This window comes from Variovorax sp. GW823-FHT02B07, assembly GCF_058797695.1.
The window spans coordinates 537,478-555,817 of record NZ_JBXAJX010000002.1; the positions used below are offsets into that span (position 1 = coordinate 537,478).

Annotated in this window: 18 protein-coding genes; 12 read left to right on the forward strand and 6 right to left on the reverse strand. The window is 62.0% G+C overall.

All coding sequences use genetic code 11. The annotated features are described in order from the left end of the window. The first annotated feature begins 641 nt into the window (after positions 1–641). Genes AC1RGU_RS13725 through AC1RGU_RS13740 form a run of 4 tightly spaced genes read left to right on the forward strand, consistent with a single transcriptional unit; the run spans position 642 to position 5,658 of the window. The gene (locus AC1RGU_RS13725; RefSeq protein WP_492739320.1) at positions 642–1,976 is read left to right on the forward strand and encodes an N-6 DNA methylase; all 1,335 of its coding nucleotides are present in this window, start codon (positions 642–644) and stop codon (positions 1,974–1,976) included. After that, positions 1,945–4,014: a sensor histidine kinase gene (locus AC1RGU_RS13730; protein WP_492696570.1), complete on the forward strand. Its 2,070-nt coding sequence runs from the start codon at positions 1,945–1,947 to the stop codon at positions 4,012–4,014. The genes AC1RGU_RS13725 and AC1RGU_RS13730 overlap by 32 nt, the downstream gene beginning before the upstream one ends. 1 nt (position 4,015) lies before the next feature. After that, on the forward strand, positions 4,016–4,693 hold the full coding sequence (locus tag AC1RGU_RS13735) for a hypothetical protein (protein ID WP_492696571.1): 678 nt from the start codon (positions 4,016–4,018) through the stop codon (positions 4,691–4,693). Then, the gene (locus AC1RGU_RS13740) at positions 4,690–5,658 is read left to right on the forward strand and encodes a ComEC/Rec2 family competence protein (protein WP_492696572.1); all 969 of its coding nucleotides are present in this window, start codon (positions 4,690–4,692) and stop codon (positions 5,656–5,658) included. The genes AC1RGU_RS13735 and AC1RGU_RS13740 overlap by 4 nt, the downstream gene beginning before the upstream one ends. A gap of 59 nt (positions 5,659–5,717) precedes the next feature. Here AC1RGU_RS13740 and AC1RGU_RS13745 read toward each other — a convergent pair whose 3' ends face one another. The 3 genes from AC1RGU_RS13745 to AC1RGU_RS13755 form a co-directional block, all read right to left on the reverse strand. Further along, positions 5,718–7,052: a sulfatase family protein gene (locus AC1RGU_RS13745; RefSeq protein WP_139704500.1), complete on the reverse strand. Its 1,335-nt coding sequence runs from the start codon at positions 7,050–7,052 to the stop codon at positions 5,718–5,720. Between the two features lie 22 nt (positions 7,053–7,074). Continuing rightward, a complete protein-coding gene (locus tag AC1RGU_RS13750) occupies positions 7,075–8,028 on the reverse strand; it encodes a Bug family tripartite tricarboxylate transporter substrate binding protein (protein ID WP_492697084.1) in 954 nt (317 codons plus the stop codon). A 106-nt stretch (positions 8,029–8,134) separates the two neighbouring features. Then, positions 8,135–9,151, reverse strand: coding sequence for a Bug family tripartite tricarboxylate transporter substrate binding protein (locus AC1RGU_RS13755; RefSeq protein ID WP_492696573.1), 1,017 nt, complete (start codon positions 9,149–9,151; stop codon positions 8,135–8,137). A gap of 151 nt (positions 9,152–9,302) precedes the next feature. Here AC1RGU_RS13755 and AC1RGU_RS13760 point away from each other — a divergent pair, with 151 nt between their 5' ends. Next, complete coding sequence (locus AC1RGU_RS13760) at positions 9,303–9,890, forward strand: MarR family winged helix-turn-helix transcriptional regulator (protein ID WP_492696574.1); 588 nt, start codon at positions 9,303–9,305, stop codon at positions 9,888–9,890. Here AC1RGU_RS13760 and AC1RGU_RS13765 read toward each other — a convergent pair. After that, positions 9,862–10,875 carry a tripartite tricarboxylate transporter substrate binding protein gene (locus AC1RGU_RS13765; protein WP_492696575.1) on the reverse strand — a complete coding sequence of 338 codons (1,014 nt, stop codon included), beginning with the start codon at positions 10,873–10,875 and terminating at the stop codon, positions 9,862–9,864. The two genes, AC1RGU_RS13760 and AC1RGU_RS13765, sit on opposite strands and share 29 nt — an antisense overlap. Before the next feature lie 136 nt (positions 10,876–11,011). Here AC1RGU_RS13765 and pcaQ point away from each other — a divergent pair, with 136 nt between their 5' ends. The 5 genes from pcaQ to AC1RGU_RS13790 all read left to right on the forward strand — a co-directional run bounded on the left by pcaQ (position 11,012) and on the right by AC1RGU_RS13790 (position 14,932). Further along, positions 11,012–11,941 carry a pca operon transcription factor PcaQ gene (pcaQ, locus tag AC1RGU_RS13770; RefSeq protein ID WP_159276039.1) on the forward strand — a complete coding sequence of 310 codons (930 nt, stop codon included), beginning with the start codon at positions 11,012–11,014 and terminating at the stop codon, positions 11,939–11,941. 82 nt (positions 11,942–12,023) lie between these two features. Further along, a complete protein-coding gene (locus AC1RGU_RS13775; RefSeq protein ID WP_070063172.1) occupies positions 12,024–12,635 on the forward strand; it encodes a TetR/AcrR family transcriptional regulator in 612 nt (203 codons plus the stop codon). Then, complete coding sequence (locus tag AC1RGU_RS13780) at positions 12,632–13,837, forward strand: DUF418 domain-containing protein (protein ID WP_095949135.1); 1,206 nt, start codon at positions 12,632–12,634, stop codon at positions 13,835–13,837. Before AC1RGU_RS13775 ends, AC1RGU_RS13780 begins: the two co-directional genes overlap by 4 nt. Positions 13,838–13,877: 40 nt before the next feature. Beyond that, a complete protein-coding gene (locus AC1RGU_RS13785) occupies positions 13,878–14,540 on the forward strand; it encodes a suppressor of fused domain protein (protein WP_492696576.1) in 663 nt (220 codons plus the stop codon). Positions 14,541–14,623: 83 nt separating this feature from the next. After that, positions 14,624–14,932: a TfoX/Sxy family protein gene (locus AC1RGU_RS13790; protein WP_492697086.1), complete on the forward strand. Its 309-nt coding sequence runs from the start codon at positions 14,624–14,626 to the stop codon at positions 14,930–14,932. A gap of 4 nt (positions 14,933–14,936) precedes the next feature. On the opposite strand, the gene AC1RGU_RS13795 is transcribed toward AC1RGU_RS13790, so the two are convergent. Beyond that, complete coding sequence (locus AC1RGU_RS13795; RefSeq protein WP_492696577.1) at positions 14,937–15,560, reverse strand: LysE/ArgO family amino acid transporter; 624 nt, start codon at positions 15,558–15,560, stop codon at positions 14,937–14,939. A gap of 107 nt (positions 15,561–15,667) precedes the next feature. Here AC1RGU_RS13795 and AC1RGU_RS13800 point away from each other — a divergent pair, with 107 nt between their 5' ends. Beyond that, positions 15,668–16,126: an Lrp/AsnC family transcriptional regulator gene (locus AC1RGU_RS13800; RefSeq protein WP_070063168.1), complete on the forward strand. Its 459-nt coding sequence runs from the start codon at positions 15,668–15,670 to the stop codon at positions 16,124–16,126. Between the two features lie 158 nt (positions 16,127–16,284). Here the strand turns inward: AC1RGU_RS13800 and AC1RGU_RS13805 are convergent, their stop codons facing one another. Further along, positions 16,285–17,541, reverse strand: coding sequence for a porin (locus tag AC1RGU_RS13805; RefSeq protein ID WP_492696578.1), 1,257 nt, complete (start codon positions 17,539–17,541; stop codon positions 16,285–16,287). Positions 17,542–17,923: 382 nt separating this feature from the next. Between AC1RGU_RS13805 and AC1RGU_RS13810 the strand changes: the two genes are divergently transcribed. After that, positions 17,924–18,310: a DUF4148 domain-containing protein gene (locus tag AC1RGU_RS13810; RefSeq protein WP_492696579.1), complete on the forward strand. Its 387-nt coding sequence runs from the start codon at positions 17,924–17,926 to the stop codon at positions 18,308–18,310. Positions 18,311–18,340: the final 30 nt, after the last annotated feature.

Sequence of the window (18,340 nt, forward strand, 5' to 3'; positions counted from 1 at the left end):
CAGGGTGCGTGAACACCCTGACCGTCTGACCACATGACGTGCACAACTTTTCAGGAAAGCACACCAAATGGCTGATCGAATTATGGCCGGGCGTTCCACGCCCCAATCTCCCCGCCGCACACGCGGCGCGACCCCTTCGTCCACCCCCACGGGCGAAGACGCCCGAGACCTCCTCGAAATCAAACTGGCCCAACTGAACTCCCTGCTGTGGTGCTGCTACGGCGACGGCAACGGGTGGTTCGAGGAAGCGGGGGAGAAACACCGGGATCACATGCTGTGGATTGCAGCGGATCTGGCTAGGGAGGCGGAGAGGTTGTTGGGGGAGAGTGGGAGGGGGTAGGGAGCCTGCAACTCGGTCCCCGCGCCGTTGTGACTACTGATGCTTCATCCGCGCATGTCCTTAACTGCGACAGGAGACGCGTGTCGACCCGGTCTGCGTGGGGCCTCGAGCCAGACTTCGAGCTTCAACTTAGTGCTGGTACCAGTTCTTGCATCGCACCAATTTATCCAAGGCATAGGCTGGCTTAGGAGCAAGAATGGCCGTTGAAAGGCAGGTGATGATGGGAAAAAAATCGGTAGCGCACAACTTACACTTCCCTTCGTTGCCTACAATTCGGGCAAAACGTCGATTTTAATTAAAAATGTCATCTGCTCTGCTATCCCCTGACAGCTTCTATCTGCCCTTCGTGGCACTAGTAAAGAATTCGGTTCAGGCCACCACAATTGATCAAGAAGTTCGACGACTACTTGACGGGGCTGCTGCAGATGAGGTGTACACAAAAATTCCAAAGTCGATCCGAGCAAAGGACGGGATTTTTTTTAGCGGCCATGCATTGGCCCAAGAAACTGCTGAGTTGGCATTGGACTTAATAAATGGTGGGGCAAAAATATTTGACCCCGCTTGTGGGGCTGGTGACCTGTTAATTGCTGCGGCAAAGCTTCTGCCCTTGCAAGAAAATCTTCAGGAAACGCTAGATGCCTGGGGGGAGAGGCTGGGTGGAACAGATTTGCATCAGGCATTCGTTGACGCCACTAAATGGCGACTGGCCTTGCTTGCGAAAAATAGACACGGAGTTTTGTCAGAATCTTTTGATGTAAAGATCAAAAATCTATTTAAGAATATTTTCCAGCTCGATTACTTGAGCAATCCGGCGGTAAGCAATGGCTTTGACTGTATCCTAGTGAATCCACCATTCGGCCACAAAGATGCTGATCCAAACTGTGCTTGGAGTGCTGGAAAAACGCAGCTCGCCGCTATTTTCTTAGAAAAAGTTATTCTTCATCGTCGAGATGGTCAGGTGGTGGTCGCGATTCTTCCAGATGTGTTGCGAGGTGGCACTAGGTACAAGCGATGGCGGGAGATGATTTCTGCGCGTGCAAGTCTTTCGACTATGAAAGTATATGGTCGTTTTGAAAAAAGGACGGACGTAGACGTTTTTATTGCTCGATATGATTTCAATGGAGTTTTGCGAGAAAGTAATGAGTCACTCGAAATCATTGCCCGTCACGCCACGGTAAGTGACTTTTTTTCCATCAAAGTTGGCTCCGTTGTTCCACATAGGCACAAAGGAAACAAGGGGGGGTGGAAGCCCTATTTGCAGGTCGGCAATGCTCCTGCCAATGGCGAAACAGTAGTCACGGCGAAAAGGCGATTTGATGGGAGTTGTTTTAAAACTCCCTTTGTTGCCATAAGGCGCACCTCAAATCCAGCCGATAAGAGAAGAGTAATTTGCACCGTGGTTACTGGGCCTGAGTTAATTGCAGTGGAAAATCATTTGATTGTTGCTTCGCCAAAAAGCGAGTCCGTCGAGGATTGTCTAAAGCTGGTAAAGGTGTTGGATAGTCAGGAGATGACAAACCACATTAATGATCAGCTTCGCTGCAGACATCTCACTACTGAAGCTTTGAAGTCCGCTCCGTTGAGTAACTGGGAAGATATAGCCAATGCAAGCTGCCAAACTAAAGTTCTCCCCTAGAATTCTCGCTAGACTCGGGGAAGAGCTTAATCAGACATTTGATCAGAGCATTTTGGAGTTGGTGAAAAATGCTTACGATGCCGATGCGAAAACATGCAAAATTGAATTGTTCGACACTAGTGCAGTGGGCGGCACAATTCGAGTATCTGACAACGGCAATGGGATGGATCAAAATTCCATCAGGGATTCGTGGTTGGTCTTGGGGAAGTCAGAGAAAAATTCGGATGTAACGACGGATTTAGGGCGAACTCCTGCCGGTAGCAAAGGTTTGGGGAGACTCGCAGCACTCCGACTAGGTAAAGAAGTTTTTCTTTCATCTGTAAAGAAAGGCTCTCCTAGAAGCATTCATTCGCTGCATATTGATTGGAGCAAATTTGAACAGGCCTCTGCTGTTGAAGATGTCAGTTTATCAATAAATACAGAAAAAAAGACAAGCAGCGGGCACGGAACTGTTATTGAGCTTCGTTCGCTAAGGGCAGCAGTTAGGGCTGAGGAGGTAAGAAAGCTCGCCAGATCACTCATTCTTCTCACGGATCCCTTTGGCGACAGTACAGCAGGATTTCAGGTTGAGCTCGAGAGCGCAGATTTCGCCGACATCGAGAGGCTCGTACGAAAGAAGTATTTTGATGAGGCTGATTTTCATCTCTCTGCAACTATAGATTCGCATGGGCAGGCGAAAGTGAGTCTTCTAGATTGGCGCGGGGAAGAATTGGCTTCGGCTAGCCATCTGGAGATAAAGAGAGGAGACCCAAAGGAGCCCTATCGTGCCCCGTCTTGCCAATTTGATTTGTGGACATTTCTTCTGAAATCCGGAAATTTCATGCAAGGGAGAAAGTCCCGTGTCAGTGAAATCCGCCAATGGCTCAACCATTTTGGTGGCGTCCATATATATCAAGACAGTGTCCGAGTCGCTCCCTATGGGGACCCAGGAAATGATTGGCTGCAAATAAATCTCTCCCGAGCGCGAAGCCCTGAGGAAAGACCGAGCACAAACAATTCAATCGGACGCGTAGTTCTGAAGAGCCGCGGCGAATACAAGCTAATACAAAAAACAGATCGATCTGGATTTATCGAGGACGACACCTTCGTCGAGTTAACAAGTTTTGCCTTGGATGCATTGGAATGGTTAGCAAAGTGGCGGCTAACACAAGCAGAGCAACGAAGAGCAGTTGAGAGAAAACAAGCTGAGGAAGCCGCAAAATCGGAGAAGGATGCGTTTACCGCAGCGCTGCTGAAGGTTCCTAACGACTCTCGTGCAACGGTTGAAATCGCGTTCAAAAAATATGCCTCTTCTCGGGATCGAGAAGCCGATGCGCTGCGCAAGGAAATACAACTCTATCGCACTTTGAGTACGGCAGGAATCACCGCGGCGACGTTTGCGCACGAAAGCCAAGGGAATCCGCTGAAAGTCATCACGCTAAACTTGAAGACGTTACAGCGTAGAGTAAATGAAATTCTTAAAATTGAAGAGCGGCCGAGACTACTGAATCCGATCGAGAAAATATCAATTTCTGTTGGTGCGCTAAGTACTCTTGGAGCAGCAACTCTGGGGTTGATTAAGTCGGAAAAGAGAAAAATCGGTAAAGTTGATTTGCATGAAACGATTAAATCTCTTGTTGATTTAATGGGGCCATTTTGGCGCGGCAGAGATACTCAGGTGGATCTGAATTTATCCCAAGAAAATCCATATATATATGCTAGCGAAGCCGCATTTGAGTCGGTTCTTGCTAATCTAATTAATAACTCTGTTGATGCATTTCGACGAGCGGCAACGGATCATCGATTAATAAGAATTCAAACGGTAGTCAGCGGATCAAGGTGTTACATAACTGTGGCAGACACCGGTCCTGGCATTCAGGATTTAAAAGTTAATGAGATTTGGTTGCCTGGTATCACGTCTTCCAGTGAAGGCACTGGGCTTGGGCTGACCATCGTTCGAGATACAGTTCGAGATCTTGGAGGAGATGTGACTGCTTCAGCAAATGGCTCACTTGGCGGAGCAGAGTTTTTAATAGATATACCAATCTTAGGGAGGTGACATGTCCGTGATGGTTCTGGATAAAAGAATTAAACGAATCCATGTGATAGATGACGATCCGTTGGTGAGGGATGCCTACTCGGAAACTGTCAGAGATATGGGGTTGGAGGCAATTGACGTGTCTGCTCCAATCAAAGATATCGATAGCCTTTTTAGCTCTATTGATTCGTATACGGATGGGATAATTTTCGATTATCAATTGAATAGTACGAAATACTCTCCGCATAACGGTGACGTCTATGGTGAAGCAGCATATCAGAGGCAAATCCCATTTATTATTTCCAGCCATTACACTCCGTTGTCTTTGGATGGGCAAAGACGATTTATACCCAAAACCGTATCTTCTGAGTCGCTTGAGCCGAGTTCGGTGGTGGAAGCCTTTCTTCTTTGCGTTGGAGAATACAAAGGCGAGTTTGTGACGAGAAGAAAACCAATCAGAACTTTGGTTCGAATTGAAGGTTTTGAAGGGAGTGGTGACTCATACAACTTGAATGTTGTGGTTCCAAACTGGGATCCACATATCGGGGTGAAAATTAGAGTTAAAGCAAAACGATTTTTGCACGTGAAGGAAATTCAAAAAGAACTCAAAGAAAAAGGCGAATCCAGAGTTACGGCTGAAGTAAATACGGGTGCTGAAGACGTGACGGAGTTGTATTTTTCGAATTGGAAGGCGTTATGAGTTCGCAACTCGCGGTGCTTGATGTTGGGCATGGAAATTGCACCATTCTTTTGGATGATGGTGTTGTAGGTGTTGTTGATGCTGGAAAAGGCCCGTATGCATCAATTTACCTCGCGACTGCCGGAATTTCAGAAGTCGATTTGATCCTAATCTCCCATACAGATGATGATCATCTGGCAGGGGTCATTGGCCTCTTAACGTCCGAAAAAATTAAGGTCAAGCTTGTTGCGTTGAATGCTGATGCGGAAAAAGATACCAAGATCTGGCGAGACGTGCGAGCCGTATTGCAATCTCAATATAATCAAGGGAAAATTAGCCTTCGAGTCGGTGTTTTTCGTGGATCCATAGATTTATGGGTGGGGAAAAATCTCACCTTAGATGCATTATCTCCGAACGCATTTAATACATTGGGCGGTGTTGGAGCAAAAGACGAGGGTGGAAAAAAAATATCCGCAAACTCTCATAGCGTAGTTGTGCGCGTTTCACATAAAAATGGGCACAAGGCATTACTCGCCGCCGATATGGAGGAGCAAACTCTGGAAGAGATGATTTCCAGCAGTCAAGAGATGGAGGCGTCTACGCTTGTTTTTCCTCATCACGGGGGGCGACCTGGCACAGACGCTACCGCCGAGTTTGCGCATCGATTGATGGATACGGTCAAACCTGCAACAGTAATATTTTCAAATGGAAGGGAGAAGCATGGAAATCCTCGCCCTGAGATAGTTGCCAGCGTTTGTTCGAAAAACCAAGCCTATGTTGCGTGCACTCAGATTTCAAAGAACTGTCACTCGAAAACGGTCAAGCAGGCTCCAGGCAGCCTGCCGTTTTCTGCTGGCTTAGACGACGGTCGGTCCTGCGCTGGCACGGTCGTGATTGATTTAGAAACTGGGACCCCACATTTGGAGCGCGCGTCCAAGCACACCATTTTTGTCAAGGGGTTGGAAAAACCGATGTGTAGAGGTTGATGTTTTTTTGTTTGATTTGTCGCAGGTTGACTACGACAAGTCGAATAAGTCAAAACTCCTCACCTCTGCGGCATATCCTTAACCGAATACCCAAGGCTCACAGTCGCATCCTCCGGAATCCCCGGCATGGTTGCATTCCACGCCTGCCACTGCGCCCGCATCGCCTCCAGCCGCTGCGGCTCCTTCTTCCCCAGGTTCGCGCGTTCGCGCTCATCGGCCGGAATGTTGAACAGGTACTCGTTGCCGTCGACCTTCAGGTACTTCCAGTCGCCGTCGCGCATGGCTTCCTGGCCGCGGTGGTTCATGCGCCAGTGCAGGGGGCGGCGGAAGGTGTGGGTGGCGTCTTTCAGCACGGGCATCAGCGACACGCCGTCGAGCGGGTACGCCGCGTCGGCCTTCACGCCGGCGGCGTCGAGCATGGTGGCTGACCAGTCCATGGTCATGCACAGCTGGGTGCTCTCGCCGCCCTTGGCGATCACCTTCGGCCAGTGCGCAATCCATGGCACGCGGATGCCGCCTTCGGTCAGGTCCATCTTGCCGCCGACGAGCGGCCAGTTGTCCGAGAAGCGCTCGCCGCCGTTGTCGCTGGTGAACACGACGAGGGTGTTGTCGGCCATGCCGTGCTTTTCGAGCGCGGCCATGATCCAGCCGATGCCCTCGTCCATGTGATGGATCATGCGGCGGTACACATGGATGTTGCCGCCCGACAGGTCGAACAGGTTGTCCTTCACGAGCGGCGCCTTGTCGGCGTCGTCGCGGGTTTCCCACGGCCAGTGGGGGGCGGTGTAGTGCAGGCTCAGGAAGAAGGGCGCCTCTTGCGTGGCCATGCGTTCGACGTAGTCGACGGCGCGCTTGGACAGCACGTCGGTCAGGTAGCCCTCGTCGTCCTTGTGCTCTTCTTCGCCGTACCAGAGGTCGTGGCGGCCGGCCGAGTCGCAGTGGGTGAAGTAGTCGACACCGCCCGACATGGGGCCGAAGAATTCTTCATACCCCGAGCGCAGCGGGCCGAAGCTGGGCGGGTAGCCCAGGTGCCACTTGCCGATGAGCGCGGTCTTGTAGCCGCTGTCTTTCAGCAGCGACGGCAGGGTGGGGTGCTCGGTGGGCAGGCCCAGCGTGGTGCTGCCGCGGCTTCGGCTGTTGATGGGCTCTTCGGCCGCGCCGCGCAGGCGGTACTGATACCGCGCGGTGATCATCGCGAAGCGCGTGGGCGAGCACACGGGCGAGTTCGAGTAGCCCTGCGTGAGCTTCAAACCGTTGGCGGCCAGGCCGTCGAGCACGGGCGACACGCGGCCAAAAGGCGCCTCGCGGCCACCGTAGCAGCCGAGGTCGGCATAGCCGAGGTCGTCGGCCACGATGAAGATGATGTTGGGGCGGGTGCTGCTGCGTGTCGTCATAAGTCGCTGAGAGGTTTTTCGATCAGGGCTGGTAGCCGGATTTCTGCACCACGGGCGCCCATTGCGCCTTGTAGGCCTTGAGCATCGCGGCGGTCTGCGCCTGGGTGCTCACCACCGGCGTCATGCCGGCGTCCTTGAACTTGCGTTGGGTGTCGGGGTCTTGCATCACGGCGTGGATGGTGGTGGCCAGGCGTTCGACTTTCTCCTTGGGCATGCTGGCCGGCGCGAAGAAGGTGTTCCAGCCGGTGGCGGCGAGGTCGAGGCCGGCTTCCTTGAAGGTGGGAATATTCGGCGCGAAGGGCGAGCGCTTTTCGCCCGACAGCGCCAGGATGCGCAGCTTGCCGGCGGTGTGCTGCGGCAGCACGACGTCTTCGGTGTCGACGGCAATGGGCACCTGGCCACCGATCAGGTCATTCAGCAGCGGGGCGGAGCCGCGGTAGCCGATCACCTGGGTCTGCACCTTGGCCTTCTCGCCCACCATGAGGCCGAAGAAGTGCGGCAGGCTGCCGGTGGCGGGCACGCCCACGTTGGCCTGCTGCGGGTTGGCGCGCATCCATGCGAGCAAATGGTTCAGCTCGCGCACGGGCAGGGTGGGCGACACGGCCAGCGCAAAGTCGTAGGCGTTGACGTGCGACACGGGCACGAAGTCGCGCTCGGCGTCGTAGCCGTTGTCCTTGAAGACGAGGGGCGCCACCACCATCACGGCGGGGTTGGCGAGCATCAGCACGTTCTGGTTGGCGGGCGTGGCCTTGGCCTGCTGCGCGGCCAGGCGGCCGCCCGCGCCGGGCTTGTTGTCGACGATCACGGGCACGCCGAGCTGGGCCGTGAGCTTGTCGCCCACGATGCGCGCCACGCGGTCGGTGGCGCCGCCGGGCGCGTAGCCGACGACGATGCGCAGCGGGCTGTCGAGTGCGGCTTGGGCGGCCTGCGCGCGTGCGAGCGTGGGGGCGGCGATGGCCGCCACGAGGCCGGCCATGGCCAGCACGGTGGCGAGGCGGCGGCGTGCCGGGTTGAAGGAAGAAGCGAAAGCGGGGAGGGCGCGCGGGATCATGAAGGGTGTGTCCTTGTTGTCGATCGGTCGGTCAGTCGTTGGCCTGGAAGTTCACGGCCTTCATGATGCCGGCCCAGCGGGCCATGTCTTCGCGCATGGTCTTCACGAGCGCCTCGGGGCCGTCGGCCACGGGGTACATGCCGTTCTGCAGCAGCAGCTGGCGCACGTCGCGGCTGTTCACGGCGCGGATGATTTCGGTGCGCAGTTTCTCGGCGGTGGCGGGCGGCGTCTTCAGCGGCGCGTAGTAGGCGAACCATGCGGTGGCCACCACGTCCTTGTAGCCGCTCTCCACGAAGCTGGGCAGCTGCGGCATGAGCGGCGAGCGCTTGTCGCCGCTGGTGGCCAGCACTTTCACGCGGCCGGTGGGCAGCATCTGCTGCGCGCCGCCGATGGTGTCGAAGTACACGGGCACGGTGCCGCCCATCACGTCCTGGCGCGCGGGCGTGGAGCCGCGGTAGGGCACGTGCACCATCTTCAGGCCGGCCGCGCGGTTGAGCATTTCGCCCAGGAAGTGCGAAGGCGTGCCGGCGCCGTACGAGCCGAAGCTCACCTTGTCGCCCTGCGCCTTGGCCCAGGTGATGAACTCGGCCAGGGTGTTGGCGGGCACGTCCTTGTGCACGGTGAGCGCCAGTTCGAAGCGCGCGGCGTTCACCAGCGGCACGAAGTCCTTGATCGGGTCGTACGACAGGTTGCGGTAGGCGCTGGGGAACATGGTCATCATGCTCGCGGTGCCCAGCAGCAGGGTGTGGCCGTCGGGCGCCGCGGTCTTCACGGCCTCCACGGCAATGCGGCCGGCCGCGCCCGAGCGGTTGTCGATGATGAGCGGGCCGAGCGAATCGCGCACCTGGTGGGCAATGGCGCGGGTCAGCACGTCCTGTGTGCCGCCGGCGGGCACGCCGATGAGCACCTTGATCGGCTGGCCGGGGGTGAAGGCGGCGGGTTGCTGCTGCGCGAACGCAAGCGGTGCGAAGGATGCAAGGGGGGCAAGGGCCAGCCCGCCAAGGGTGGTCAGGGTGCGGCGGCGGGTCGGGTCGGGAAGCTGGGGCATCGTCAATCTCTCCGGGGTCTCGTTCGGCGTTCGGCAGGGTCTGTGCGTGGCCGGGCGGGTGGCCGCGGCTGCGGACGATTCTGGAGACGCTACATTCGATTGATCAAATCAACCATCGCCCGGATTTACCCGGCCTTTCGAGACCCCGCCCATGACTGCCGAAGACGCCGCCACCCCGCCGCGCCGCCCGCTGGACGACCTGCTGCTGTACCGGCTGTCGCGCCTGCTCGCGGTGGCGGGCAGCATGGTGATCCGGCTGTGCGAAGGCCGCTTCGGCATCACGCGGCGCGAGTGGCGGCTGATCGCGGTGCTGGCCAGCCGGGGCGAGCTGGGCTCGTCGCAACTGGCCGAGCATGCGCAGCTGGACCGGGCGCGCACCTCGAAGGCGGTGGGCTCGCTGGTGGCCAAGCGGCTGGTGTCGCGCACGGCGCTGGCGGGCGACCGGCGGCAGGTGCGGCTGGGCCTCACGGCGTCGGGGCAGGCGCTGTACGACGAGCTGTTTCCGCTGGTGACGCGCATCAACGCCGAGCTGATGGGCACGCTCGACGCAGACGATGCCGCGCGCTTCGACGACGCGCTGCACCGGCTGCAGGCGCACGCCGAAACCATGGTGGCGCAGGCGGTGCTGCCCAAGGCCGACCGGGGGCGCCACGCGGCGGCGGCTGCAGGCCAGGGCAAGAAGAGCAACACGGCGCGCAGCGGCAAGGCCGTCAGTCCACCTTCATCCCGGTCGCCTTGACGATGCGGCCGTAGCGCGCCTGCGCCGTGGCCAGGCGCGTGGCGGCGGCGGCATCGGTTTCGGCCAGCGGCACCATGTCGAGCGAGGCCAGGCGGGCCTTGAGTTCGGGCAGGGCCAGCGCCTTGTGCAGCGCCTGGCGCAGGGTCTGCATCACGGGCTCGGGCGTGGCGGCCGGCACCATGGCGAGGTAGAGCACTTCGAACTCCAGGTCTTTCAGGCCCAACTCGCCGACGGTGGGCACCTCGGGCAGCAGCGGCGCGCGCTGGCGGCCGGTGACGGCCAGGGCGCGCAGCTTGCCGCCCTGGATCTGCGGCAGCACGCCGGGCGTGGCGACGATGCCGGCCTGCACCTCGTTGCCGAGCATGGCCATCACGGCCGGGGCGTTGCCCTTGTAGGGCACGTGCACGATCTTCGCGCCCGTGGCGCTCGCGAAGATCTCGGCGGCAATGTGGCCCGGGCTGCCGTTGCCGGCCGAACTGAAGGTGGCGGGCTCGGCCTTGGCCTGCGCGATGAAGTCGGGCAGCGTCTTGGCCTTCACCGAGGCGGCGGTGGTGAAGCTCAGGCCCGACGAACTGAAGATCATCAGCGGCTTGAGGTCTTTGGCCGCGAAGGGCATCGATGCGTACAGGTGCGGGTTGACGGTGAAGGTGCTGTCGATGCCCAGCAGCACGGTGTAGCCGTCGGCCGGGCTCTTGGCCACGGCGTCGGCGCCGATGTTGCCGCCCGCGCCGGGGCGGTTGTCGACCACGAAGGGCTGCTTCAGGTCTTTCTGCAGCGCGTCGGCCAGCGCGCGCCCGAGGATGTCGATGGGGCCGCCGGCGGGGAAGTTGACGAGGAACTTCACGGGCTTGGCGGGGTAGCTCGCCTGGGCTTGCGCGGCCGGGGCGGCGAGGCCGAGGGCCACTGCGGCGCAGGCGGCGGCGAGCGTGAGGCGGCGGCGCGCGCCAAAGGAAGAGGAAGGTTTCGAGGAAGAAATCGTGGTCATGGCTGCTGTGTCTGTCTCCGTATCCACGGCACTCTAGAAGGCTGCGCGGCGCGGCACAACTGAAGTCTCTTCCGCCAGCTATTCCCTCTGGTTATATTTGAAAGCACGTCGCCCCACCGGCTTCGAGGAGAACCGCATGTCAGCCATGAACTTTGAGCGCCTGAAGATGCGCCATCTGCAATGCCTCGTCATGGTGGCGCAGGAGCGCAACCTGGTGCGCGCGGCCGAGGCGCTGTCGCTCACGCAGCCGGCGGTGTCGAAGACGGTGGCCGAGCTCGAAGAGATCGTGGGCCGCCAGTTGCTGCTGCGCCGCCGCCGCGGCGTGGAGCTCACGCCGGCCGCCGAGGTGCTGGTGCGCCATGCGGTGTCGGCGCTGCGCGGCCTGCGCGAAGGCCTGGGCCTGGCGATGGACCAGCCCGAGGCCGACCAGCTGCGCGTGGCGGTCGGCGCCTTGCCGAACATGGCGGCGCACCTGCTGCCCGAGGCGGTCGCGCGGCTGCATGCGGCGCACCCGGCGATGCGCGTGCGTGTGGTGAGCGGCACCAACGCGCAGCTCATGACGCAGCTGCGCCAGGGCGAAATCGACCTCGTGCTCGGCCGGCTGGCGCAGGCCTCGGCCATGGCCGACCTGGCCTTCGAGCAGCTGTACAGCGAGGTGCTGCTGCTGGTGGTGCGGCCCGGCCATCCGCTGGCGTCACGGCGCAAGCCCACGCTCGACGCGCTGGCCGCCTACCCGCTGGTGCTGCCGGTGTCGGGCACGCTGATCCGGCACACGGCCGACGCCTTCCTCATCGCGCAGGGGCTGGCGCTGCCGGCCCGGTTGGTGGAGGCGACCGACACCAGCTTTGCGGTGGGCCTGCTGCAGCGCTCCGACGCCGTGTGGTTTGCGCCGCAGGGCGCGGTGGAAGGCTTCGTGGCGCGCGGCGAACTCCAGCGCGTGGCCATCGACACGGCGAGCACCGAAGGCCCGGTGGGCGTGACCGTGCGGCGCGGCAGCGAGACGGGCGAGGGCGCGCGGCTGCTGCTGGACACCATCCGGGGCATTGCGGCCACGCGCGCTGCCTGAAGGGTTTCTTCAGGCTTCCTTCAGAATAGATCGAGCGCTCGGTCTAATAATTCGGGAATGACCGAATTCCGCGAGAACCACCGTGCGCAAAGTTGACCCCGAACGCCAGCAGGCCAAGCGCCGCCAGATCCTGGAGGCCGCGGGCGACTGCTTTGCGCGGCGCGGCTTTCATGCCACCACCACCGCCGAGATCTGCACCGCCGCGGGCATGAGCCCGGGCAATCTCTTTCATTACTTTCCCAGCAAGAACGCGATCATCGAGGCCCTGGCCGAGGAGGAGTGGCGCGACACGGCCGCGTACTTCGCCGCGATCGACGACGACCCGGCCGACCCGCTGGAGGTGGTGCTGTCTTTCCTCGACGTGGTGATGGTCTTCGCCTCCGACCGCAGCTACTCGCGGCTGGCGCTGGAGGTGGCGGCCGAGACCCTGCGCAACCCGGTGGTCTGCGCCAGCGTGGCCGCGGGCGACACCGAAATGCGCGACGGCCTCGCGGCCCTGCTGCGCAAGGCCGCGGCGCGCGGGCAGATCGACCCCGAGCTCGACCCCGTGCAATCGGCCAACTGGATCGCCGCGCTCATCGACGGCGTGTTCTCGCGCCTGGCGCTCGACACGGGCTTCGACCCCGCGCGCGAGGCGCCGATGCTGCGGCGCGTGGTGGGCCGCTTTCTCGCAAAGCCGGGGCGGGGCGCATGAACCCCACTCCAGTAGCCGGCGAGCGCCAGTCGCTCGTCGATGCGTTGCGCGGCTTTGCGCTCTTGGGCATCCTGGTCGTGAACATCGCGGCCTTTGCCTCGCCGTACTACGGCCAGCCGCTGCCCGACCCGATGATGCGTTCGGGGCTGGACCGCGTGGCGGCCTTTGCCGTCGCGTTCCTGTTCGAGACCAAGTTCTACCTGCTGTTCTCGTTCCTGTTCGGCTACAGCTTCACGCTGCAGATGCAGTCGGCGCAGCGCAGCGGCAAGCCCTTCGTGCCGCGCCTGGCGCGCCGGCTGGTGGCGCTGTGGTGCATCGGCGCGCTGCATGCGGTGCTGCTGTTCCATGGCGACATCCTCACGACCTACGCGGTGCTCGGCGCCGTGCTGCTGGCGCTGCGCCACCAGAGCGACGCGGTGCTGGCGCGCTGGGCGCTGCGGCTGGTGCTGGCGACCGCGATGGTGTGGGGTGCCATCGGCATGCTCGCGATGCTGGGCGGCCCGGCGACCGAAGACGTTCTTCGCACCGCGAGGGCCGACGCGGCTTCGGCACTCGCGGCCTACCGCGGCACGGCGGCGACGGTCATCCGCCAGCACCTGCGCGAGCTGTCGCAGGTGTGGATCGTGCTCGGGCTGGTGCAGGCGCCGATGGCGCTGGCGATGTTCTTCGCGGGCGTCATCGAGGGCCGCCGCAACCTGTTCGCGCGGGCCGACCGCTACCGCCCGCTGTTCAAGCGCCTGCTGGTGCCCGGCCTGGTGCTGGGGCTGCCGGGCGCGGCCGTGTATGCGTGGACCGCGTCCGTCGTGCCGGGCTCGCGCTGGGACGTGCTCGGCCTGGCGGTCGGCGTCTTCACCTCGCCGCTGCTCACGGCGACGTATGTGGGCGCGATGATGCTGCTGTTCCAGTCGCGCTGGGGCGGCTGGCTGGCGCAGGCGCTCGCACCGGCGGGGCGCATGGCGCTGTCGAACTACCTGCTGCAGTCGGCGGTGTGCGCGTGGCTCTTCCTGGCGTATGGGCTGCGGCTCATCGGCGAGCTCGGGCCGTTCATGAGCCTCATGGTCGCCTTCGGCATCTTCGGCGCGCAGATGCTGGTCAGCCGCTGGTGGCTGGCACGCTTTGCGTACGGCCCGGTGGAGTGGGTGCTGCGCGCCTTCACCAACCTCGAATGGCCCGCCTTGCGGCGTATGCAACGGTCACGTTGAGCGACGAGAATGCCCTCGTTCCAACGAGGAGGATGCGCCGATGAGTTCCATGGAAGACGTGTGGGCCTACCGCGAGGAGACGCTCTACCCGCGCCTGTTCGGCCCCGAGCGCACCGGCATCTACGTGCTGGACTTCGATGACTTCAAGGCGCTGGGCGCCGAAGACGTCGATCCGCGCTGGCTGCACCTGGGCGTGTTCGAGTTCGCGCCCACGCCCGTGCGCAACACCTGGCTGTACGTGACCTCGGGCGGCTCCACGCCCTGGGAAACGGAGCCGGCCGACTACGACCCCGAGGACTATTCGTGGATCGGGTCCGAGCTGGTCATCGAAGTGCCGTCGCAGCCGCAGGACCAGTGGGCCATCAAGCTCCTGCGTCGCCTGCTCGCCTACAACGTGCTGCTCGCGCACTCGCACTTCGGCGAAGACAAACAGCCCTTCGACTACGGCGACCGCATTCCCGTCGGCGAAGCGATCCGCGAGAAGGGCACCGTGGTCCTGCGCCATGTGGTGCTGATGGAGCCGAAGCACTACCCCGCGACGGCGCAGCTCGATTCGGGCCGCTTTGACTTCCTGCACCTCGTCGGCATCAACGATTCCGAACGCGACTGGGCCAAGGCCCACAGCTCCGAGGCGCTGCTGCGCCTGCTCGAAGTGCACGGTGGCGCGCCGGTGACCGACGCGCGGCGCAAGGCGGTGGCTTGAGCCGCGCGAAAGGGGCGGCCGCCGCCGGCGGTGCCGAGCGTTCGCACGGGCGAGCGCTCGAGCTGGCCGAGTCGCTCGGCGCGATGGGCCCCATCGAGGTCAAGCGCTTCTTCGGCGGCTTCGGCCTCGTGCAGGCCGGCGTGCAGTTCGCTTTCGTGATGAAGGGCACGCTGTACCTGCGCGTGGACGACGCCACCCGGCCGGACTTCGAGCGCCTGGGCGCGGTGCCGTTCTCGTACGCGACCAGCGCCTCGACCGTGAAGGTCGCGAGCTACTACGAAGCGCCGGTCGACGCGCTCGAAGACCCGCACGCCTTGCGCGACTGGGCGACGAAGGCGCTGGCGAGCGCGCTGGGTGCGCGGAAGCCTGCGCGCCGTAAGTCGGTCAGTTGATTCGTCAGCGCGACAGCAGCGTCGACAGCTGAAACACCGCAAAGCCCAGCAGCAGCGCGCCCGACAGCTTGTTGATGCCCTGCAGCACGCGCGCGCCGAGCTTGTGCCGCACCATCGACACGATGCTCGACAGCCCCAGCCACCACAGCGCCGAGCCGAGGAAAACGCCCAGCACCATCGTGAGCGCCGCACCGCTGCCGCTGCCCACGTGGCCGCTGCCGAGCGAAGCGAACACCGCGACGAACGACAGGATCGTCATCGGGTTGGCCAGCGTGAGCACGAACACCGACAGCAACGCCTTCACCGGCGTGGACGCGTCTTCCGCGGCGCGGGCCTGCGTGGCCGCCGGCGCGCGCAGCAGCTGCACGCCCATCCACGCGAGAAAGGCCGCGCCGCCGAGCGCCAGCGGCACGCGCGCCGCGACCATCGTCGACACCACGGCCGACACGCCGAAGGCGCCGATGGCGCCGTAGCAGGCATCGGCCAGCGCGGCGCCCAGGCCGCTGAGGAAGCCGATGGTGCGGCCGTGCGCGAGCGTGCGCTGGATGCACAACAGGCCGATGGGGCCCACCGGCGCGGCGATCGAGAGCCCGATGACGAGGGCCTTGAGAAAGAGAGGGAAGTCCATGCCGTCGATTGTTCGGCGAGGCCTGCATGACGAGAATGGCGAAATTCAGGCGCGCGGCATGCCTTGCCTGAAATCGGAAGCGAAATTCTCAATCGGGCCTGAAATCCATGGAAATCGACGCCAAGAACTGGCAGATCCTCGACGCGCTGCAGCAGGACGCGCGCACCTCGCTCACGGCGCTGGCGCGGCAGGTGGCGCTGTCGGTGCCGTCCACCTCCGAGCGCGTGAAGCGCCTCGAAGAGGCCGGCGTCATCGAGGGCTACCGCGCGGTGGTGCCGCCGCGCAAGGCGGGCTATACCGTGACGGCGCTCGTCGGCATCACCACCGCACAACCCGATAAGGCCCGGCTGCTGAAGCTGCTCGGCAGCCGGCGCGAAGTGCTCGAGTGTTTTCACGTCACGGGGCAGGACTCGTACGTGCTGAAGGTGGTCGCGCGCGACATCGAGCACCTCGAAGCCTTCGTGAGCAGCATCAACCACCTGGGCGAGACGCGCACCTCGATCGTGATGTCGGTGCCGATCGCGGCGCGCGCGGTGGCGGCGCCGGCGGGCACTGTGCCTGACTGAGGCGCGCTTCTCTCGCCCCAAAAAAATGGTCCGCACAAAGGCGGACCGAATGGACCCGCCTGACGGGCTCCTGGAGAAACGGAACATCCGCGGGCGCAGGGCCGCCCGCGGTCATTCACCCACTTGCTTGCTTCTTTGCGCGTGACAGTCTTCCCTGATCAGAACGAGTGGCGCAGCCCGACGTCGTAGCCCGTCGAGGTCTTGGGCACGAACACCCCGGTGTTCACGAAGGCAGGGCCGCCGACCGTGAGCGCCGCGCCGTTCTTGTTGCTGATGCGCGCGACAGTGGCGTACAGGGCGGTGCGCTTGGACAGGTTGTGGATGTAGCCGATGGCCAGCTTGTTGGCCTTGGGGTCGGCGACCGACGGCGTGAACGGCAGGTCGACGGTGTTGAGGTCGTACTTGACCTGCGAGTACGAGGCGCGGATCAGGCCCGGGCCGACCGGCGCGGTCACGCCGATCAGGTAGCCCGTGAGGTCGACGTCCGGCACGCCGCCGACCAGCGGCGTGACCGCGTAATCGCGCGTTTTCTTGATTCGTGACAATTCGCCGAACAGCTTGACCACGCCGAAATCGTAGGAGCTGCCGAGATTGAAGGTCTTGACGTTGTCGGTGGTGCCCGCATAGAAATTGTCGGCCGCCGTGCTGCTGCCATACGACACGGCCACGTCGAACGGGCCATTGGCATAACCGACACGTCCGCCCAGGTAGCGGCCTGCGCGCGATGCAGCCGAATTGCCCGAATTGAGTACGCCCGCCGCATTGACGCCGGGCGGCGTCGCCGTGCCGGGGTCGTATTTGGTGTTTTCATGCAGCGCGTACATGAATTGGCCATAAAAGCCGCCGAGATTCTTCGGCAGGAAATAGCCGATCGAATTGCTGGCGCGGTTGTAATTGAGGTCGCCCCCGAACCCGCCCGAGCCGCCGCCGGCGTTCGTGTTGGCGGCGGTGAAGATCAGGCTGCGGCCCACGCCGACGATGCCGAAGGGGTCGAACACGATGTCGTTCCAGGCCGTCGGCACGTAGTCGCGGCCCAGGCGCAGTTCACCGAAACCGCCCGACAGGCTGACCGTGGAACGGCGCTGGAAGGTGGTGATGCCGGTCTTGCCGTCGTCGGGACTGATCGGCGCCTCGAGCCAGAAGCTGGCCGCGAGCCCGCCGCCCAGGTCCTCGGTGCCGCGAAAACCCAGCCGGCTCGTCGAATAGCCGCCCGAGCTCAGCGCAGTCTGGCTCGCGGTGCGCGTGCCCTGGTTCACGTAGAACGGGTTGAACAGCGTGGTGCCGTTCATGTCCTGCGATTTGGAGGAGTAATTGCTGATGCCCGTGTCCACCACGCCGAACAGCGTGACGGAAGACTGTGCATTGGCGAACCCGACCCCGAACAGTGCGGCGGCCGTGAGGAATTCTCTTTTCATTGTTGCCCTTGAATTGAATATGAAATTCATCGCTCCCACGCACCGCGTTGGAGCTCCGGTTCGGCATGCGGAAATACCTTCAATTGATTTCTTCTGCCTTCCGCATGGTTCATGCGTCTGGGCAAATCATATCGATCGATTGCGACAGGAAAAGACCAAAACCGCCTTTTTCAATTACGTTTTCCGTGCAGCCGGGTTACGAATTGGAAAGCTCCGCTTGCCCCTTGCAGAGAATGGATGAATTGGTCTTCATCCTGTCGTTTTTGTAATTGAACCGTTCGCGCGGCGACGGTCCGAATTCCTAGCGTGTCGGCATGGCGAAGCAAAACCGCCATCGCCGAAGCGGGTGGTCCTCTTCGGCGTTCAACGAAGGAGATGACACATGACGAACAGGAAGATGGCCTTTGCGCTGGCGGCGATGGCCGCCGCAGCGCTCCCGCTGGTGGCCGGCGCACAAACCAGCCAGCAGCACGTCGAAGGGCCGGCGCATTTCGCGGCGACCGAAGCCGGCATCAAGGAGCACCCCGAAAACGCCGGCCCGGGCAAGACCGACGCCCAGGTGGTGGCCGAACTGCGCGCCGCGCAGCAAAGCCCCGAATGGGCCGGCGTGCTGCGCTGGGGCGCCCCGATCCCCGTGAAGGCCACGCAACCGCGCACGCGCGCGGAGGTGGTGGCCGAGCTGGAGCGCGCGCAGTCGCAACCGGGCTGGGAGCGCGCCTCGCGGCTGGGCGCGCCGATGGTGTTGCCGGCGGCGTCGCCTGCGCGGTAGGGGAGAAGAAAGAAGGCGGCGGCGGGAGCT

What these genes read in the sequence shown, in the direction of transcription:
- AC1RGU_RS13725 (WP_492739320.1), top strand. Translation starts at nt 642, where the DNA reads ATGTCATCTGCTCTGCTATCCCCTGACAGCTTCTATCTGCCCTTCGTG.
- AC1RGU_RS13730 (WP_492696570.1), top strand. Translation starts at nt 1,945, where the DNA reads ATGCAAGCTGCCAAACTAAAGTTCTCCCCTAGAATTCTCGCTAGACTC.
- AC1RGU_RS13735 (WP_492696571.1), top strand. Translation starts at nt 4,016, where the DNA reads ATGTCCGTGATGGTTCTGGATAAAAGAATTAAACGAATCCATGTGATA.
- AC1RGU_RS13740 (WP_492696572.1), top strand. Translation starts at nt 4,690, where the DNA reads ATGAGTTCGCAACTCGCGGTGCTTGATGTTGGGCATGGAAATTGCACC.
- AC1RGU_RS13745 (WP_139704500.1), bottom strand. Translation starts at nt 7,052, where the DNA reads ATGACGACACGCAGCAGCACCCGCCCCAACATCATCTTCATCGTGGCC.
- AC1RGU_RS13750 (WP_492697084.1), bottom strand. Translation starts at nt 8,028, where the DNA reads ATGGCCGGCCTCGTGGCGGCCATCGCCGCCCCCACGCTCGCACGCGCG.
- AC1RGU_RS13755 (WP_492696573.1), bottom strand. Translation starts at nt 9,151, where the DNA reads ATGCCCCAGCTTCCCGACCCGACCCGCCGCCGCACCCTGACCACCCTT.
- AC1RGU_RS13760 (WP_492696574.1), top strand. Translation starts at nt 9,303, where the DNA reads ATGACTGCCGAAGACGCCGCCACCCCGCCGCGCCGCCCGCTGGACGAC.
- AC1RGU_RS13765 (WP_492696575.1), bottom strand. Translation starts at nt 10,875, where the DNA reads ATGACCACGATTTCTTCCTCGAAACCTTCCTCTTCCTTTGGCGCGCGC.
- pcaQ (WP_159276039.1), top strand. Translation starts at nt 11,012, where the DNA reads ATGTCAGCCATGAACTTTGAGCGCCTGAAGATGCGCCATCTGCAATGC.
- AC1RGU_RS13780 (WP_095949135.1), top strand. Translation starts at nt 12,632, where the DNA reads ATGAACCCCACTCCAGTAGCCGGCGAGCGCCAGTCGCTCGTCGATGCG.
- AC1RGU_RS13785 (WP_492696576.1), top strand. Translation starts at nt 13,878, where the DNA reads ATGAGTTCCATGGAAGACGTGTGGGCCTACCGCGAGGAGACGCTCTAC.
- AC1RGU_RS13790 (WP_492697086.1), top strand. Translation starts at nt 14,624, where the DNA reads ATGGGCCCCATCGAGGTCAAGCGCTTCTTCGGCGGCTTCGGCCTCGTG.
- AC1RGU_RS13795 (WP_492696577.1), bottom strand. Translation starts at nt 15,560, where the DNA reads ATGGACTTCCCTCTCTTTCTCAAGGCCCTCGTCATCGGGCTCTCGATC.
- AC1RGU_RS13800 (WP_070063168.1), top strand. Translation starts at nt 15,668, where the DNA reads ATGGAAATCGACGCCAAGAACTGGCAGATCCTCGACGCGCTGCAGCAG.
- AC1RGU_RS13805 (WP_492696578.1), bottom strand. Translation starts at nt 17,541, where the DNA reads ATGAAAAGAGAATTCCTCACGGCCGCCGCACTGTTCGGGGTCGGGTTC.
- AC1RGU_RS13810 (WP_492696579.1), top strand. Translation starts at nt 17,924, where the DNA reads ATGACGAACAGGAAGATGGCCTTTGCGCTGGCGGCGATGGCCGCCGCA.